The organism is Blautia marasmi, assembly GCF_900258535.1.
In the GTDB taxonomy this organism is placed as follows: Bacteria; Bacillota; Clostridia; order Lachnospirales; family Lachnospiraceae; genus Blautia; species Blautia hominis.
On sequence record NZ_OIWX01000001.1, the window covers coordinates 2,990,071 to 3,008,544 of the forward strand.

General features: G+C 47.7%; 16 protein-coding genes. All 16 read left to right on the plus strand.

Translation table 11 applies throughout. The features are described from left to right. Nucleotides 1–9: 9 nt before the first annotated feature. The 16 genes from C6P39_RS12890 (at nt 10) to C6P39_RS12965 (ending at nt 18,464) form a co-directional block, all read left to right on the plus strand. Entirely contained in the window at nt 10–2,073 is a 2,064-nt protein-coding gene (locus tag C6P39_RS12890) for a TIGR03986 family type III CRISPR-associated RAMP protein (RefSeq protein WP_104804035.1), read from the plus strand. Between the two features lie 519 nt (nt 2,074–2,592). Then, a complete protein-coding gene (locus tag C6P39_RS12895; protein WP_104804036.1) occupies nt 2,593–6,051 on the plus strand; it encodes a VaFE repeat-containing surface-anchored protein in 3,459 nt (1,152 codons plus the stop codon). 213 nt (nt 6,052–6,264) lie between these two features. After that, nucleotides 6,265–6,579, plus strand: coding sequence for a YdcP family protein (locus C6P39_RS12900; RefSeq protein ID WP_104804037.1), 315 nt, complete (start codon nt 6,265–6,267; stop codon nt 6,577–6,579). Between the two features lie 15 nt (nt 6,580–6,594). Next, nucleotides 6,595–6,993 (plus strand): YdcP family protein, encoded by a 399-nt coding sequence (locus C6P39_RS12905; RefSeq protein WP_104804038.1) that lies wholly within the window; start codon nt 6,595–6,597, stop codon nt 6,991–6,993. Nucleotides 6,994–7,055: 62 nt separating this feature from the next. Then, nucleotides 7,056–7,820, plus strand: coding sequence for a Mom family adenine methylcarbamoylation protein (locus C6P39_RS12910; RefSeq protein ID WP_104804039.1), 765 nt, complete (start codon nt 7,056–7,058; stop codon nt 7,818–7,820). A gap of 12 nt (nt 7,821–7,832) precedes the next feature. Then, nucleotides 7,833–9,239: an FtsK/SpoIIIE domain-containing protein gene (locus tag C6P39_RS12915; RefSeq protein ID WP_104804040.1), complete on the plus strand. Its 1,407-nt coding sequence runs from the start codon at nt 7,833–7,835 to the stop codon at nt 9,237–9,239. A 186-nt stretch (nt 9,240–9,425) separates the two neighbouring features. After that, nucleotides 9,426–10,628, plus strand: coding sequence for a MobT family relaxase (gene mobT / locus C6P39_RS12920; protein ID WP_167398061.1), 1,203 nt, complete (start codon nt 9,426–9,428; stop codon nt 10,626–10,628). Nucleotides 10,629–10,653: 25 nt separating this feature from the next. Continuing rightward, nucleotides 10,654–10,767 carry a DUF3789 domain-containing protein gene (locus C6P39_RS12925; RefSeq protein ID WP_456318622.1) on the plus strand — a complete coding sequence of 38 codons (114 nt, stop codon included), beginning with the start codon at nt 10,654–10,656 and terminating at the stop codon, nt 10,765–10,767. Continuing rightward, the gene (locus tag C6P39_RS12930; RefSeq protein WP_018595057.1) at nt 10,764–10,985 is read left to right on the plus strand and encodes a hypothetical protein; all 222 of its coding nucleotides are present in this window, start codon (nt 10,764–10,766) and stop codon (nt 10,983–10,985) included. The genes C6P39_RS12925 and C6P39_RS12930 overlap by 4 nt, the downstream gene beginning before the upstream one ends. Nucleotides 10,986–11,068: 83 nt before the next feature. After that, a complete protein-coding gene (locus C6P39_RS12935) occupies nt 11,069–11,305 on the plus strand; it encodes a hypothetical protein (RefSeq protein WP_104804041.1) in 237 nt (78 codons plus the stop codon). After that, complete coding sequence (locus C6P39_RS12940; protein WP_104804042.1) at nt 11,293–11,796, plus strand: antirestriction protein ArdA; 504 nt, start codon at nt 11,293–11,295, stop codon at nt 11,794–11,796. The genes C6P39_RS12935 and C6P39_RS12940 overlap by 13 nt, the downstream gene beginning before the upstream one ends. 23 nt (nt 11,797–11,819) lie before the next feature. Further along, nucleotides 11,820–12,305: an antirestriction protein ArdA gene (locus C6P39_RS12945; RefSeq protein ID WP_038270254.1), complete on the plus strand. Its 486-nt coding sequence runs from the start codon at nt 11,820–11,822 to the stop codon at nt 12,303–12,305. 112 nt (nt 12,306–12,417) lie between these two features. Beyond that, on the plus strand, nt 12,418–12,807 hold the full coding sequence (locus tag C6P39_RS12950) for a conjugal transfer protein (RefSeq protein ID WP_002592290.1): 390 nt from the start codon (nt 12,418–12,420) through the stop codon (nt 12,805–12,807). Continuing rightward, nucleotides 12,794–15,244 carry a conjugal transfer ATPase TcpF gene (tcpF, locus tag C6P39_RS12955; RefSeq protein WP_104804043.1) on the plus strand — a complete coding sequence of 817 codons (2,451 nt, stop codon included), beginning with the start codon at nt 12,794–12,796 and terminating at the stop codon, nt 15,242–15,244. Before C6P39_RS12950 ends, tcpF begins: the two co-directional genes overlap by 14 nt. A gap of 5 nt (nt 15,245–15,249) precedes the next feature. Then, the gene (locus C6P39_RS12960) at nt 15,250–17,463 is read left to right on the plus strand and encodes a CD3337/EF1877 family mobilome membrane protein (protein ID WP_104804044.1); all 2,214 of its coding nucleotides are present in this window, start codon (nt 15,250–15,252) and stop codon (nt 17,461–17,463) included. Then, complete coding sequence (locus C6P39_RS12965) at nt 17,460–18,464, plus strand: bifunctional lytic transglycosylase/C40 family peptidase (protein WP_104804045.1); 1,005 nt, start codon at nt 17,460–17,462, stop codon at nt 18,462–18,464. Before C6P39_RS12960 ends, C6P39_RS12965 begins: the two co-directional genes overlap by 4 nt. Nucleotides 18,465–18,474: the final 10 nt, after the last annotated feature.

The following is an 18,474-nucleotide window of genomic DNA, read 5'->3' on the forward strand; positions in this document are numbered from 1 at the left end:
GAGGAAGCCATGGGTCAGAAAAAATATGAAGGTTATGTGGGTGCTCCATACAACTTTGTAGGGCTTAGTGACAGGGTCTATAAAAAGGATAAGCTGCAGCCCAACAATGTAATTGAAAAAGAAAGAAAGTCCGGAACTATCACATATGAAATAACTGCAAAAACTCCAATTTTTATTGACAACGGAGAGAGCGAGTTTTATAAAGACTGTTACGGTCAATATGCCATTCCCGGGAGTACCATAAGGGGGCTGGTGCGTTCAAATGTGCAGATCTTGAGCTGCTCCTCTGTGAAAGATGATATTCAGGACGGACATCTGATGTACCGCCACGTTGCCGGTGGATTATATAAAGAAACTTATAATCATGTCCTGGGAAATGGAACGGCAGAGATCCCTCTTCCCAGCGGAAAAAAGCTCCATATGTCTGTTCTGAAAAATGTGAAAGCCGGATATATCAGAAATGTGGGAAAACACCGTTATGTCATTATGAAAACTTCCCTGGACAGTATCAGGGAAGAGATGGGGGAAATGAATTATTATGTACTGAGTGAACGGAAAATTATGGAAAGCGGATATGAGGGTTTTGAATTTTTGAAAACTCTGGATCTTCAAAACCTGGATGGTGAATTTGAACTGCATTATGACAAACACAGACGTATCCATTATATAGGGACAAAAAATGATGAGTATAAGCCTTATTATAAAGAGGTGTCTTATCAGGTGAACGGAAAGGATAAAGTGAGTGCCATTGATGGACCCGGAAAATATGATAAAAAGGGATATCTGTTCTCATCAGGCTATATGCAGGAGAAAAAAGCCCTCTATCTTATTCCGGAGATAGATGAAAAGAAAGAGGGAATCCCAATCCCGGAAGAAGATATAGATAATTTCAGGCGAGACTATGAAAGCAGAAAAAACCAGGTGGAGGCTGTCAGTAAGACATTTTTTAAACTACCGGAAAACGGCAGAACTAAGCCTGTATTTTATATTCGGCTGGGCGGAAAATTATATTTTGGCTTTACCCCCAGGCTTCGGGTCTTCTATGATCACAAGATTTCAGATGGCTTGAAAGGTGACCAGGGGAAAGTCTGTCTGGATTACAGTAACTTATTATTCGGATTTTCCAATGAAACAGGAGGCTATAAATCAAGGATATCCTTTATGGATGCCCGGGTGGAAACGAATCATGGGGAAGCAGATGAACAGTCCGTGATTCTGGGGAGTCCGAAACCGACAAGCTATCTGGATTATCTGGAAGCACCCAATGGACAGGATGCTGTTTCGTATAATGAGGATTTCCTGCTTCGGGGTATCAAACAATACTGGCTGAAAAGAGATATCGTAAAAGGTACGGTAGGGAAGAACCAGAAGGTGGCATCTCATCTCTATCCATTGGATGCAGGGGTGAGATTTAACGGAAAAATAAGATTCAACAATGTTACAGAGGAAGAGCTTGGCATGCTGCTGTGGGGACTCCTGTTGGAAGAAAACAGCCAGCAGAATATTGGGAAGGGAAAGCCATATGGTTATGGGCGGATTTCAGTTGAATTGAAGGAGCTTGCGTTTTTAGATAACGATGCTTTATATAATGGCAATAGCTTGTGCCTGCAGCCGTATAAACCTGAAAAAGGGACGAAAATGTATAAAAAGTTTATACAGATGGCAAAGGATGATATGACATGCTTTGTGGGCAGCGATATTATGAATGTGCCGCAGATTCGTGACTTTTTGGATATGAAGGATCCTGAGAAGATACCGCCAAACAGCAGGACCCGATATATGTCTCTTGATCAAAATAAGAAAGAGTACCAAAAACGGAATGCAAAAAAGATACGGCTGCCCTCTGTGGATGACGTGATAAAGGGCAATCCCATCATGTGTGAGGACCGCGGTGGGGAGTCTTATGGTGGTAATACAAAGCAGTATATGAAAAGGGATAAAGACAATAAACGGCAGCCGGGTAAAAAAAATACGAAATATTCGGGCAGTAAGAAACAGTCTGGAAGGGGAAAATATGAAGATAAAGGGATAAACTCTATGGCGGATTTTACTAAAAATATTCATTTGGATTGATCGTCAGTTAAGAACGCAGGGTATTCCGGGAATATCCTGTTCCATAGCCATATATGAAACAGGAGGCCTGCATAGTCTCCTGTTTTCGTATATCTAATATACAGCTAAGCTATTTGTACCCTCAAAGGCGATTAGATATAGAAGGTTGATTAATATGTGTTACCGCAAGGGCAGAAAAATTAATTAATTAGCACTCACCTCTTGTTATCACGGCGTGGATTTTGTCTAACTTCATAAAGTGTCGTAAGTGCCTATTTACAGGCATTTCACGGGTTTTATGATTTTATCACGTTTCATCTGAAATCGTCATTTGGCAGAAAAATGGTGTCAAAATCGGTGTCAAAAGGCACTTATCTATGAGGTTTACACACAGCATATCAGTATTGAAAAAGTGAAAATTAAATAGGATTTACAGGTAGAGGAACGCAAAATGTAAAGCGTTCCTTTTCTCTTTTAAGACGTTCAGAAATGAGCGTCCATTTTTTTACCCAAAATCACGAAAGGAGGATTTACAACGATATGAAAAAGATTATGAAACGCCTTTTAACGGGCGTACTAAGTCTGGCTGCGGTATTCACAACCTTACCAGCTTCACAGGTACAGGCTGCGGAAAAGCAATACTGGACAGACGCACAGGAAAAGGCAGGCTATGTGGAAAAAGTAATGAATGATGGCAGTATCGGTTCTACATTCCATGAGGGCATTATGCAGGTGGAGGGCGAAACCGCCTACTGTATCGACATCAACACAGATTTTCAGTCCGGCTACAAGACACGCTCGGACGCAAGTTCTCGTATGAGTGCCGACCAGATTGCTGACGTTGCCCTCTCACTGGAATACGTCAAGGAATATGCAGCCAGCCACAAAGAACTGAATTATAAGCAGGTCTATCTATTGGAGCAGTGCGTTGTCTGGCAGCGTTTAAGCGTGCATTTAGGATGGAGCTGCGACAATGTACGGGCTGCCTATGACGAGGTATCCAAAGCGGTACAGGACAAGGTATACGCTGGCGCAAAGGCTTTTGTAAAAGCGAACAAAAGACGCTACGACTGCGGCGGCTATATCTATTCCGGCGACGGGCAGGAATTAGGACACTTCTGGGCGAAGCTGGATGTGGGAAATGCAACACTGCAAAAGGTGTCCTCCAATCCCACCATCACCAAAGGGAACAACAGCTATTCCCTTGCTGGTGCAACGTATGGTGTCTTTGCTGACAAAGGCTGCAAGGAACAGCTTGCCACCCTTACGACAGATAACGACGGGAACACCGAAACTGTGGAGGTAAAGGCTGGTAAAGTCTATATCAAAGAGTTATCCGTTCCGGCGGCAGGTTTTCAGTTAGACAAGACAGTATATCCGTTGACTGTCAAAGCTGGTGAAACAGCTACCTTGAAAGTCAGTGATACGCCCAAAGTCACAACCACACTGATTGAGCTTTTCAAAATAGATATGGAAACTTCAAAGTCTGTCTCACAGGGGGCAGCTTCTTTGGAGGGTGCGGAGTTCGTCTGGAATTATTATGACGGGTACTACAATAAAGACAACCTGCCAGCAAAACCAACCCGTACATGGACGACAAAGACCGTGGCTGAAAATAACAATGACGGAACAACCCATTACATCACAAAGCTGACAGATAGTTATAAGGTATCCGGCGACAGCTTCTACTTACAGGATGGCGTGCCATGCCTGCCGCTTGGAACACTGACTGTATCTGAAAGTAAGAGTCCGACAGGCTACTTATTAGAGGGTGCGTATATGCAGGCAGGTGGCAGTGAGGAACAGATTAAGGGAATGTATCTGACACAGATCACCGAAGATGGGGAGCTGGCTGTACTTACAGGCAGCAACCAGTATTCCGTTTCTGACAAGGTTATCCGTGGCGGCGTGAAAGTCCAGAAGCGTGACCTTGAAACAAAGGACACGAAGCCACAGGGCGGTGCGACCTTGAAAGATACAGAGTTCACAATCACCAGCCTAAATGAGAACGCTGTGCTGGTAGATGGCAAGCTCTACCACAAAGGTGAGGTTGTAAAAACCATCCTTACAGGCATTGACGGTATCGCTTCTACGGCTGCGGATGCACTGCCTTATGGAACATACCGCCTAGATGAAAGCAAGAGTCCGGCAGGATATTTGACGACAGGTGCGGTTTCCCGTGAGTTTACCATCAAGGAAAATGGCAAAATCGTGGATTTGACTGGTGCGGAACAATCCATCTACAACCAGATCAAGCGTGGCGACATTGAGGGTGTAAAAATCGGCGACGGTACACACAAGCGTCTTGCTGACGTTCCATTCCGCATTACCAGCAAGACCACAGGTGAGAGCCACGTTGTCGTGACTGATAAAAACGGTCAGTTCTCTACTGCTGCTGACTGGGTATCCCATAAACAGAATACCAACAGGGGCAAGACCAGCGAGGACGGTATCTGGTTCGGTACGTCTGAACCGGACGACTCCAAAGGTGCGCTGCTCTACGATACCTACGAGATTGAGGAATTACGCTGTGACAGCAACAAAGGCTTCAAGCTCATTCCTAATTTTGAGATTATCGTTTCCAGAGATAAGACAGTCATTGATTTAGGTACACTCACAGATGATTACGAGAAAGAAATCACCATCCATACAACCGCTGCTGACAAGGTTACGGGTGAAAAGTCAATCGTCGCTGGCAAAGAGGTCACAATCGTGGATACTGTGACGCTGGATGGTCTGAAAAAAGGAACAAAGTACCAGCTTAAAGGCTGGCAGATGGTAAAGGACGAAAATGCAGAGCTTCTGGTTGACGGCAAGCGTGTAGAAAGTGATTACACATTCACCGCCGACAGGGAGGAAATGAAAGTCAAGGTAGAATATACCTTTAACGCTTCTGCCCTTGGCGGCAAGGACTTGGTGACATTTGAGGAATTGTATGATCTATCCGATAAAGACGAACCTGTAAAGGTGGCAGAACACAAGGACATAGAGGACGACGGGCAGACCGTAACCATCACGGAGCGTGTAATCAAAATTCATACGACCGCTGCGGACAAGGCTACGGGTGAGAAGTCAATCGTCGCTGGAAAAGAGGTCACAATCGTGGATACGGTCACGCTGAACGGTCTGGAAGTAGGAACAAAGTACCAGCTCAAAGGCTGTCAGATGGTAAAGGATGAAAATACCGAGCTTCTCATGGATGGCAAGCGTGTGGAGAGTGATTACACATTTACTGCCGATAAAGAGGAAATGACAGTGGAGGTCGCCTTTACATTTAACGCTTCTGCCCTTGGCGGCAAGAACTTGGTGACGTTTGAGGAACTCTACGACGTAACCAATCCCGACAAGCCTGTAAAGGTCACAGAACATAAGGACATAGAGGACGACGGGCAGACGGTTCTAATCACCGAGCGCATTATCAAAATCCATACGACAGCTACCAGCAAAGACGGTGAAAAAGTCATAGAAGCTGGCAAAGAGGTCGCAATCGTGGATACGGTCACGCTGGACGGTTTAGAAGTAGGTACAAAATACCAGCTCAAAGGCTGGCAGATGGTAAAGGATGAAAATGCCGAGCTTCTCATTGACGGGAAACGTGTGGAGAATGACTATATATTCACCGCTGCCGACACCAAAATGGAGGTTGAAATTGTCTTTACATTCGACGCTTCAAAGTTGGGTGGCAAGCAGCTTGTGACCTTTGAGGAACTCTACGACATCACCAATCCCGACGAGCCTGTAAAGGTCACAGAACATAAGGACATAGAGGACAAGGGGCAGACGATGACAATCAAGGAAGTGCCGGAAACGCCTACGCCAGAAGAACCAGAGAAGACACAGACACCAGATACACCGAGCCATAAGGCAACGGACTCCCCGAAAACAGGTGACAGCACAAATGTGGCTGCCTTTGCTATCCTGTTTGGACTCTCTGCGGCTGGTATTGGATTTGCAGCTTATAAGAAACGCCGTTCTGTGAAACATGGCAGCAATGAGTAAATTGTGAGGTGACTGTCTATGAAGCTGCATACACGCTCGCCGCCTGCCGTGATGGTTTAGACTGCCGGATAAAACCTTTACACTGTTTCTTTTCTGTCAATCGTCTTTTTGATTGATAGAAAAAAACAGTTTACTAGGGGGTATGGGGGATTGTAGCTCCCCCATGCTCTTTCCTTAAAGCTACGCACATAAAAAGAAAAGAGGTAAAAACATATGGAATTAAAACACGTAATCCCTAACATGGAAAAGACATTCGGAAACTTGGAATATGCCGGAGAGGGCAAGACCGAGCAGCGTCGGGTAAACGGACGCATGACGGTCATTTCCCGAAGTTTCAATCTGTACTCTGACGTACAGAGAGCCGACGACATTCTTGTTGTCTTGCCTGCTTCTGCCGGAGAGAAAAATTTTGAGGTGGAGGAAAAGGTAAAACTTATCAACCCTAAAATCACGGCTGACGGTTACAAAATCGGCACCCGTGGATTTACCAACTATATCCTGTCCGCTGACGACATGGTGAAAGCATAAGGAGGTCAAGAGATTATGAGATTAGCAAACGGAATTATCATAGACAAAGAAAAGACATTCGGTGTGTTGAAATTCTCTGCCCTTAGACGTGAAGTACACATCCAGAATGAAGATGGTACGGTATCCGAGGAAATCAAAGAGCGTACCTATGATTTGAAGTCCAGAGGACAGGGGCGCATGATACAGGTAAGTATTCCTGCTTCTGTGCCGTTAAAAGAGTTTGACTACAACGCCGAGGTGGAGATCATGAACCCGGTGGCGGATACGGTGGCGACCGCCACGTTTCAAGGGGCAGACGTGGACTGGTACATCAAAGCCGACGATATTATATTGAAAAATAAAGGCGGTCAGCCAGCAGCCAATCCACAGAACCATAATCAGCAGCCGAGAAAGGACAATCCCAACGGGAAATAAGCCTGTTCATTGGATTTTGACAACCGACAGAAAGGAGAATTAGATTTATTGAGCGTTTAGCAATACGGGAAATCCCCAAAGATACGGCAGTCGCTTTCATACGGGAGTACCACTATTCCAAAGTGATACCACGGCTCTGCGTCTACTTCTTGGGGATTTACCATGAAAACCGATTGACGGGGGTTGTGGAGCTTGGATGGGGCACGCAACCCTTACAGACCATCCGCAAGATTTTCCCACAGCATGAGCTGGTGACATCCGATTATCTGGAAATCGGGAAAATGTGCTTTATACCAGAAATGAACCATAACCAGTATTTTGGCAGCCTTGCCCTCTCCGCTTTGATAAAGTGGCTACGGGTGAACACAGGCTGCCTTTTTCTATACACCCTTGCGGACGGCATTGAGGGAAAATGCGGTTATGTGTATCAGGCTTCTAACTTCTACTACCTTGGCAGCTTCAAGACGAGCGTATACCGTGACCGGGAAACGGGCGAAAAGATACATCCCCGAAGTGCCAGAATACTGCTGGAAGAAAATGCCCGTATGGATGGCGTAAAGAAGCGGCACTGGCTGACCCATGTGTTTTGTGAGTACAAAGGGATAGAGAAGATCAATGGACTTATGTTCCGGTATATCTACCCACTGACAAAAGAAGCAAGGCAGATTTTAAACGCCTATCCCTGTTACGCCAGACACCACTATCCCAAAGATGGCAGCCTGCTGTTTCAAAGACGGGTTTCTAACAGAGTCTATGAAACCATCCGGCAGCCGCATTTTGATAAGAACACCTGCCGCTATAACACACAGGACTATAACCACTGTTGAAAAGGAGGACTTATGCAACTTTACAAACACTATAAAGGCAACCGTATCCGAGCCAGTGACAGGTCGCTGGTGGTGCGGTCATTGGGCGGTCGGCTGGCGTGCCTGCTCCTTGCGGTCGTACTGCTTTTAAATATCCATACGCTGCTGCATACGGACTGGAACACGGTTTCGCTATTTCACAATGGCAGCATAAAGTTCACGGTCACGCCCTACATGATAGTATCTCTCATAGCGGCGGTGCTGGTGTGCGGCTTATCTGCGTTCCTGTACGCCCGTTACCAGCCGGACAGGATAAAACAGCTTTTTCACCGTCAAAAGCTGTCACGGATGATACTGGAAAATGGCTGGTATGAGTCCGAGCAGTCACAGGATGGCGGCTTTTTCAAAGACCTGCCAGCCAGCAGGTCAAAGGAGAAAATCACCCACTTTCCCAAAGTATATTACCGCTTGGAGAATGGACTTATTCATATACTGGCAGAAATCACCCTGGGAAAATATCAAGACCAGCTCCTGCACTTGGAAAAGAAGCTGGAAACAGGCTTGTACTGTGAGCTGGTTTCCAAAGAGCTGAAAGACAGTTTTGTGGAATATGTGCTGCTCTATGACACCATTGCCAACCGTATCACCATAGACGAGGTACAGGCGGCAGGTGGCAGCCTGCGGCTCATGAAAAATGTGTATTGGGAATATGACAAGCTCCCCCACATGCTGATTGCTGGCGGCACTGGCGGCGGTAAGACCTATTTTATCCTTACCATCATAGAAGCACTCCTGCGTACTAACGCCGAACTGTATGTGCTTGACCCGAAGAACGCCGACCTAGCCGATCTGTCCGCTGTCATGCCCGAAGTCTACTACCGAAAGGAGGAAATCACAGACTGTATCGACCGTTTTTATGATGGCATGATGGAACGGAGCGAAACCATGAAGCTCATGGACGGTTATAAGACAGGGGAAAACTATGCCTATTTAGGTCTGCCGCCCCACTTCCTTATTTTTGACGAGTATGTGGCGTTTATGGAAATGCTGACGACAAAGGAAAACGCTTTGGTCTTGAATAAGCTCAAACAGATTGTTATGCTTGGACGGCAGGCAGGATACTTTCTTATTCTCGCCTGCCAGCGACCCGACGCAAAATACCTTGGCGACGGTATCCGTGACCAGTTCAATTTCCGGGTGGCACTTGGCAGAATGTCAGAGCTTGGGTATTCTATGATGTTCGGTGAAGTGGACAAAGACTTTTTCTTAAAGCAGATCAAAGGGCGTGGCTACGTGGATACGGGAACGAGTGTCATATCGGAGTTTTACACTCCCCTCGTACCAAAAGGGCATGACTTCCTAAGAGAAATAGGACGACTCATGCAGAACAGGCAGGACGGACAGGCGGCGTGCGAAGCGAAAGCCGCTGGTTCGTCCTAGCCGTGTTGGGGCGGCTTGCCGCCACAACCATTCGCCCCCCGGTATCTAACAGGGGGGCACAAATACAATAGGAAACAGTCAAAGAAGTTGGGAAAGTTCTTGTAAATGAAGGACTTTTTCTACTTTCATAAGATGTCAACTGGAACGCTTCTAGTTGACACTTTTTCCAGAATGGAGGGATTTTAACTGAATGATACAGACTGGAACACGGATTTAAAAGAAAAACGACTGGCATACGGCGTTTCACAAAATAAGCTGGCGGTGGCGGCTGGCATTACAAGGCAGTATCTTGGCAAGATAGAGTCCGGCGGTGCTGCCCCTAGCGAGGAAATCAAAAAAATTCTGCTGCAAGCTCTGGAACGGTACAATCCAGAAACACCGCTTACCATGCTGTTTGATTATGTGCGGATACGCTTTCCCACCACAGACGTGAGATTTGTGGTTGAAACCATCCTCAAATTGAAGCTGGATTTTATGATACATGAGGACTTCGGCTTTTACTCCTATCCAGAGCATTACTACATGGGGGATATATTCGTCTTGGTTTCCCCCGAACAAGAAAAGGGGGTGCTGCTGGAACTGAAAGGTAAAGGCTGCCGCCAGTTTGAAAATTTCCTGCTGGCACAGCATAGGAGCTGGTACGACTTCTTCACGGGCGCTCTCTGTGAGGGCGGCGTGTTTAAACGGGTTGACCTTGCCATCAATGACAGGGTGGGGATACTGGATATTCCAGAACTGACCGCTAAATGCAGGAATGAGGAATGTATTTCCGTGTTCCGAAGTTTTAAGTCCTACCGCTCCGGCGAGCTGGTGCAGAGCCACGAGGAAAACAAGTCCGGCATGGGGCATACGCTCTATATCGGTTCGCTGAAATCAGAAGTCTACTTCTGTGTGTATGAAAAAGATTATGAGCAGTACGTGAAATACAACATCCCTGTTGAGGAAACACCTGTAAAGAACCGCTTTGAAATCCGCTTAAAGAACGAGCGAGCCTATTATGCGGTGCGTGACCTACTGACCTACTATGACGCTGAACGCACTGCGTTTTCCATTATCAACCGCTATGTGCGGTTTGCCGATAAAGATGAAACAAAGCGGCGGAGCGAATGGCAGACCAATGAACGCTGGGCGTGGTTTATCGGTGAGGGGCGTGGGCGGCTGAAGTTGACGACTGAACCAGAACCTTACAATTTCCAGCGTACCTTAAACTGGCTGGCAAGGCAGGTCGCCCCTACCTTACAGGTAGCGGAAAAGCTGGATAAACAGAACAACACGACGGTGATTAAGGACATGGTGAAACATGCGAAGCTCTCCGACCGATTGGAAAAAGTCTTGCGGCAGCTCTCCGTCACCGTGGAGGAAATGACCGTCAAGGACAAGGAGGAATAGGAAAATGTGACACATATTGTTTGACTTGCTGCTGGTATCGGCAGGAATGGGAATGGGCGTGGTACTTATGTGTATCCTGCAAGTCGGGAAAGAAGCAGATACCCACTTAGAAGAAATGGAAAGGAGCAATGAAAAATGAATTTTGGACAGAACCTATACAACTGGTTTTTGAGTAACGCACAGAGCCTTGTGCTAATGGCAATCGTGGTGATTGGCATTTATTTAGGCTTTAAGCGTGAGTTCAGTAAGCTGATTGGCTTTCTGGTGATTGCCTTAGTCGCTGTCGGTCTGGTGTTCAACGCTGGCGGCGTGAAAGATGTACTCTTAAACCTGTTTAACAAGATTATCGGAGCTTAAAATCAAAGGTTTGCGCCTGCCGCAAACCTACCTCTCCCCCTATGGGAGTTCGGGCATAGGGGGAATGAAAAGGGGGTGACGGAATGGTACAAAAAGACATCTTCACGGAGATACAGGCAAAAATCGGGTGTGACAGACGTACCGAGCTGCCCTACTACAAACGTGAAATCTGGCAGGAAATCAAAAAACTGCTGCTTGCTGCCTATCCTCTGAACCAATTAGAAGAATTTTCCCACTTTGTATTTGATGTAGATTATGCAGTCTTGGTGGGAATACTATCAGAATTGAAAGGACGTGATTTATCACTATGTATGAAATGAGATTATATATCCTCAACACCACAAAGCCTTATCATGACGACGAGGACGAGTATGCAGGCGCATGGTTCAACTGCCCTGTGGATTTTGAGGAAATCAAGGAAAAATTAGGCGTGGAAAAAGAGGAAGATTTTGAAATCGAGGACTACGAGCTGCCCTTTTCCCTAAGTCCTGATATGCCCCTTTGGGAAATCAACGCCTTGTGCCGCATGGTGCAGGAAATCGAGGGCACGCCCCTTGGCAATGAATTAAGCGAGATACAGGCAAAGTGGTTTCACAACATCAGTGACTTTTTCGACCACAAGGACGAGATACGCCACTATGATGTGCCGGACTCCGCTTCTCTGGCAGAATACCTTGTCATGGAAGAACACCGCTTCGGGGAGCTGCCGCCGGAACTTATTAAGCACATAGACTTTATTTCCTACGGTCATGAGCTGGAACAAAGCGACGAATATCTCTTTACCACCAGCGGCGTGTTCCGTTATCGGTAAGGTGGTGGCTGCTTTTGGAGGAAATGCGTGTTTATATTGCCAACCTTGGCAAGTATAACGAGGGGGAGCTTGTGGGTGACTGGTTTACGCCGCCTGTGGACTACGACGAGATGGCAGAACGGATTGGCTTGAATGACCGATACGAAGAATACGCCATCCATGACTATGAGCTGCCCTTTGAAATCGACGAGTACACGCCCATTGAGGAAGTCAACCGCCTGTGCGAGATGGTGGAAGAACTGGACTATCCGCTAAATGAGGTGATTGACGACCTGCTCTGCCATTTTTGCAGCGTGGAAGAACTCTACGACCACAAGGATGACATTATCCAATACCCTTGCGACAACATGGTGGACGTTGCCTACCATTTGATTGACGAGTGCGGTGTTTTGGGCGAGATACCCGACCGATTGCGTAACTACATAGACTATGAAGCCTTTGCCCGTGACATTGATTTGGAGGGGTGCTTCATAGAAACCAGATACGGAGTCTTTGAGTGTCCGTATTAACAAGCTGGCAGACCTGCACAAACGTGTGATTCTGGCAGCTTATTTTATGAGCAGCAGTCTGTGAAATGCAGGCTGCTGTTTCCATTTTAGAAGAAAGGAATGGTACAAAACATTGAAGAAAATAAGAAGCTATACCAGCATTTGGAGCGTGGAAAAGGTCATTTACGCTATCAATGACTTTCAGCTCCCGTTCCCCATCACATTTACACAGATGGCATGGTTCGTGGTATCCCTGTTTGCGGTGATCGTATTTGCGGAGCTGCCGCCCTTAAATATGATTGACGGGGCGTTCCTCAAATACTTTGGTATCCCCGTGGCGGTGACGTGGTTCATGAGCCAGAAAACCTTTGACGGAAAGAAGCCATACGGTTTCCTAAAGTCCAGTATCAGCTACCTGCTGCGCCCCAAAGTGACCTACGCCGGAAAAGCGGTGAAGCTGAAAACGGAACTATTGAATACAGCCATAACGGCAGTTAGGAGTGATGTGTATGTTCCCCATTAAATATATCGAAAACAATCTGGTGTTCAACCATGACGGGGAGTGCTTTGCCTACTATGAGCTGATACCCTACAATTATTCGTTCCTGTCGCCGGAGGAAAAGTACATGGTGCATGACAACTTCCGGCAGCTAATCGCACAGAACCGTGACGGGAAGATACACGCCTTGCAGATCAGTACCGAGTCCAGTATCCGGCAGACACAGGAACGCTCCAAAAAAGAGGTCACAGGCCGGCTCCGTGAGGTGGCTTGTGCAAAGATAGATGAACAGACCGAAGCGCTGGTTGAGATGATTGGGGAAAATCAGATTGACTACCGCTTTTTTCTTGGCTTCAAGCTGCTGGTGAACGAGGAAGAAATCAGCTTGAAGCACGCCGGAAAGTCCGCTGCCATGACCTTTTCCGACTTTCTGTACGAGGTCAACCATCAGCTCATGGGGGATTTTGTGTCTATGAGCAATGATGAAATTGCCCGTTTCCAAAAGATGGAGAAGCTCTTGGAGAGCAAAATCTCCCGCCGCTTTAAAATCCGGCGATTAGAAAAGCACGACTTCGGCTACCTAATCGAGCATATTTACGGGAAAACAGGTGTTGCCTATGAGGACTATGCCTACGACTTCCCGGTAAAGAAGCTGAAAAAAGAAACGCTGGTGAAGCGGTACGACCTTATCCGTCCGACACGCTGCCAGATTACGGAGAACCAGAGGTACTTAAAGCTGGACAGTGAGGAACAGACGACCTATGCCGCCTACTTCACCATCAACAATATCGTCGGGGAGCTGGATTTTCCATCTTCGGAAATCTTCTACTATCAGCAGCAACAATTCACGTTTCCCGTGTCCACGTCCATGAATGTAGAAATCGTCACCAACAAGAAAGCATTGACGACGGTTCGCAATAAGAAAAAGGAATTGAAAGACTTGGACAACCACGCTTGGGAGTCCAACAACGAAACCAGCAACAACGTGGTGGACGCTCTGGACTCTGTAAATGAGCTGGAAACCACCTTAGACCAGTCCAAAGAGTCCATGTATAAGCTGTCTTACGTGGTGCATGTGGCGGCTGACAGTTTAGACGAGCTGAAACGCCGTTGCGACGAGGTAAAGGACTTTTACGACGACCTCAATGTAAAGCTGGTGCGCCCGTTCGGGGATATGCTTGGTCTGCATGGTGAATTTCTTCCTGCCAGCAAGCGGTATATCAATGACTATATCCAGTACGTGACAAGTGATTTTCTGGCAGGTCTTGGCTTTGGTGCGACACAGCAGTTAGGGGAAAGCGACGGTATCTATATCGGCTATAACCTTGACACGGGCAGAAATGTGTACTTAAAACCGAGCCTTGCGGCACAGGGAGTCAAAGGCTCTGTCACAAATGCGCTGGCGGCTGCGTTCCTTGGCTCACTTGGGGGCGGTAAGTCCTTTTGCAATAACCTCATTGTCTACTATGCGGTGCTGTTCGGCGGCAGTGCGGTCATTGTAGACCCAAAATCCGAGCGTGGGAACTGGAAAGAAACGCTGCCGGAGATTGCACACGAAATCAATATCGTGAACCTTACCAGCGAAGCAAGGAACAAAGGACTGCTTGACCCTTACGTGATTATGAAGAACCTAAAAGACGCTGAAAGCCTTGCCATTGATATTTTAACATTTCTTACGGGTATATCCTCCCGTGACGGTGACAAGTTCCCTGTACTTAGAAAGGCAATCCGCTCTGTCACACAGGGCAAAAGGCGAGGTCTTTTGTGCGTCATTGACGAGCTGCGGAAAGAGGACACGCCTGTTGCCAACAACATAGCGGAACATATCGAGAGCATGGTGGACTACGACTTTTCCCACCTGCTCTTTTCCGACGGTACGGTGGAACAATCCATTAGCTTAGATAAGCAGCTCAACATCATACAGGTGGCTGATTTGGTGCTGCCAGACCGTGACACGAAGTTTGAAGAATATACCACAATGGAACTGCTCTCCGTGGCTATGCTTATCGTTATCAGTACCTTTGCCCTCGACTATATCCACTCTGACCGGAGCATTTTCAAGATGGTGGATTTAGACGAAGCGTGGACGTTCTTACAGGTGGCACAGGGCAAGGCTCTGTCCAACAAGCTGATACGTGCCGGACGCTCCATGAACGCCGCCGTTTATTTTGTGACACAGAACTCCGGCGACGTGGACGACGAAAAAATGAAAAACAATATCGGTCTAAAATTTGCGTTCCGCTCCACGGACTTCAGCGAGATCAAGAACACCCTTGAATTTTTCGGGGTGGACAAAGACGACGAGAACAACCAGAAGCGGTTACGGGATTTGGAGAACGGGCAATGCCTGTTTCAAGACCTCTACGGCCGGGTGGGCGTGATCCAGATACATCCCGTCTTTGCCGACCTGTACCACGCCTTTGACACCAGACCGCCAATCCAGACAGAAGAAACGAGGTGAAGCCTATGCGTAAACATAAAATCCTGCGCTATGCAGGTATCACCCTCTTAGTCATTGTGGGTATCCTCACTTTTTTATCTATTACAGGTACGGTGGCTCATGCCGCCGGATTGGTGGACGACACGGTGGACGCTGCCAACCAGTATTCTAAGTATCCGCTGGAAAACTACCAGCTTGACTTCTACGTGGACAGCTCATGGGACTGGCTGCCTTGGAACTGGCTGGACGGTATCGGCAAGAGTATCCAGTACGGCTTGTATGCCGTCACCAACTTTGTCTGGACGGTGAGTATGTATATCTCCAACGCCACAGGATATGTGGTGCAGGAAGCCTACAAGCTGGACTTTATTTCCGATACCGCAAACGCAATCGGAACAAACATCCAGACTCTTGCCGGAGTAAATGCAGGCGGCTTTTCCACACAGGGGTTTTACGTGGGTTTCCTGCTTATCCTTGTGTTGCTGGTGGGTATCTACGTGGCGTACACAGGACTTATCAAGAGGGAAACCACAAAGGCTGTCCATGCAGTCGTCAACTTCCTTGTTGTGTTCGTCCTGTCAGCGTCCTTTATCGCCTACGCTCCCAACTACATTACGAAAATCAATGATTTTTCTTCGGACATCAGCAGTGCGGCACTGTCACTGGGTACGAAAATCACTCTCCCAAACTCCGACAGTCAAGGGAAAGACAGTGTTGACTTGATACGGGATAGCCTGTTTTCCATACAGGTGCAGCAGCCGTGGCTGTTATTGCAGTACGGCAGCTCCGATATGGAGGACTTGGGTGCAGACCGTATGGAAAGCCTGCTCTCTGCCAGTCCAGACACCGACACCAGAGAGGATACGGTGATTGCTGAAATTGAGGACAAGGACAACCCGAACATGAGCGTCACAAAGACCATGAACCGCTTGGGAACGGTGGTCTTTTTGTTCCTGTTCAATATCGGTATTTCCGTCTTTGTATTCCTGCTTACGGGCATGATGATTTTCTCACAAGTGCTGTTTATTATCTATGCCATGTTCCTGCCTGTGAGCTTTATCCTGTCCATGATACCCTCCTATGAGGGGATGGCAAAGAAAGCCATCACAAAGCTGTTCAACACCATCATGATGAGGGCAGGCATTACCCTCATTATCACCGCCGCCTTTAGCGTGAGTACCATGTTCTACTCTATCTCGGCAGGCTACCCGTTCTTTATGATTGCCTTTTTGCAGATCGTCACCTTTGCAGGTATTTATTTCAAGCTAGGCGATTTGATGGGAATGTTCAGTTTGCAGTCCGGCGACGCACAGCAGGTCGGCAGGCGTATCTTCCGGCGACCTTATATGCTCTTAAACCGTGGAGCAAGACGCATGGAGCGTCGTGTCGGCAGGACGTTAGCCGCTGGCATGGCTGGCGGTGCGGTGGGTGCTGCGGTGGCTTCTGGCAGCCGTAAACCCGATACAAGGAAATCTGCGGACAGACAGAACCACGCCACAGGCAGCCGCCCCAATCACGATACCGGGCAGTCCGGGGATACTGCTACTTTTGGCAAGCGTGCTGGCTCTAAGGTGGGTGCGGTGCTGGATACAAAGCAGAGAGTCAAGGACAGGGCACAGTCCGTTAAAGAACAGGTGAAAGATATGCCGATACAGGCTGGATACGCCGTTCATTCCGTGAAAGAACGGGCAAAGGAAAACGTGTCCGACTTCAAGCGTGGCATGGTGGAGGAAAAAACCACCCGTCAGCAAGGACGGGCGGCAAGGCAGGACAGCCACAGGCAGACCATAGCGGAAAAACGGATGGCAATGGAAAAGGCAAAGCCGATAGGATCAGCGGTAAAAGGTGCTGCCCCTGTCCATGAGCGACCAGCCACAACGCCTGTATCCGGCGTAACACTACCACAGGCGACCGCTGCGAAAGGTGCTGCCCCTAAGACAGAGCCGACCAGCAAGGAACGTCCGGCGGCAGTATCCAGAGAAAGCTATGAGAAGCCGCCGCACACAAAAGGCAGAGAGCCAGCGGCAAAACCACAGGAACAGCGCACGCAAGTGGTACGGGAGTCTGCGGCACGTCCACAGACGGTCAAAGAACTAACAAAGGCACAGATAAAAGAGCCTGTTCCTGCCGGAACTAATGCTGTCCGTCAGACCACGGTACAAAAAACGAGCCGAAATATCCAGCGTAATACCGTGAAAAAGTCCTCCACCCACAACACAAAGAAAGGACGGAAAAAATGAAGCTGCGGCATTTAGCACTGCTTGGTGGGATTTTCACGGTGATTATCAGCCTGCTGTTGTTTCTGTTTATTGTCACAGCAGACGACGAGGAAAGCGGCGGCAGTTCCGGCTTTGACTATTCGGGGATGAACCTATCAGCAGAGGTCTTAAAACACCAGCCGACCGTGGAGAAGTATGCGAAGCAATACGGCATTTCAGACTATGTGAATTACCTGCTTGCCATCATGCAGGTGGAGTCCGGCGGCACAGCAGTGGACGTTATGCAGTCCAGCGAGTCTTTAGGTCTGCCGCCCAACTCTTTAGGAACAGAGCAGTCCATTGAACAGGGATGTAAATATTTTGCTTCTCTGCTTGCTTTGGCAAAAGCGAAAGGCTGTGATATAAACACCGTCGTCCAGAGCTACAACTATGGCGGCGGTTTTATTGATTATGTGGCAAGCCACGGGAAAAAGTATACCTTTGAACTGGCGGTCAGCTTCGCAAGGGAGAAATCCGGCGGTGTCAAGGTGAATTATAAAAATGAAATCTCCATCAAGGAAAATGGCGGCTGGCGGTACAAGTACGGAAATATGTTTTACGTCCGTCTGGTGGCGCAATATCTGGCAGTGCCTAATTTCAACAACGCCACGGTACAGGCAATTTTCAATGAAGCTCTCAAATATCAAGGCTGGACGTATGTGTTTGGGGGCGATAACCCGAACACCAGCTTTGATTGCAGCGGTCTGGTGCAGTGGTGCTATGGAAAGGCTGGTATCAGCCTGCCGAGGGTGGCGCAAGACCAGTACGACGCAACACAGCACATCCCACTGTCACAGGCGAAAGCTGGTGATTTGGTATTCTTCCACAGTACCTACAATGCCGGAACCTATGTAACACACGTCGGCATATATGCAGGAAATAACCGTATGTATCACGCTGGCAATCCGATTGGCTATGAAGACCTTAACACTTCGTACTGGCAGCAACACATCATTGGTGCTGGACGTGTGAAATCCAACTAAGACAGAAAGG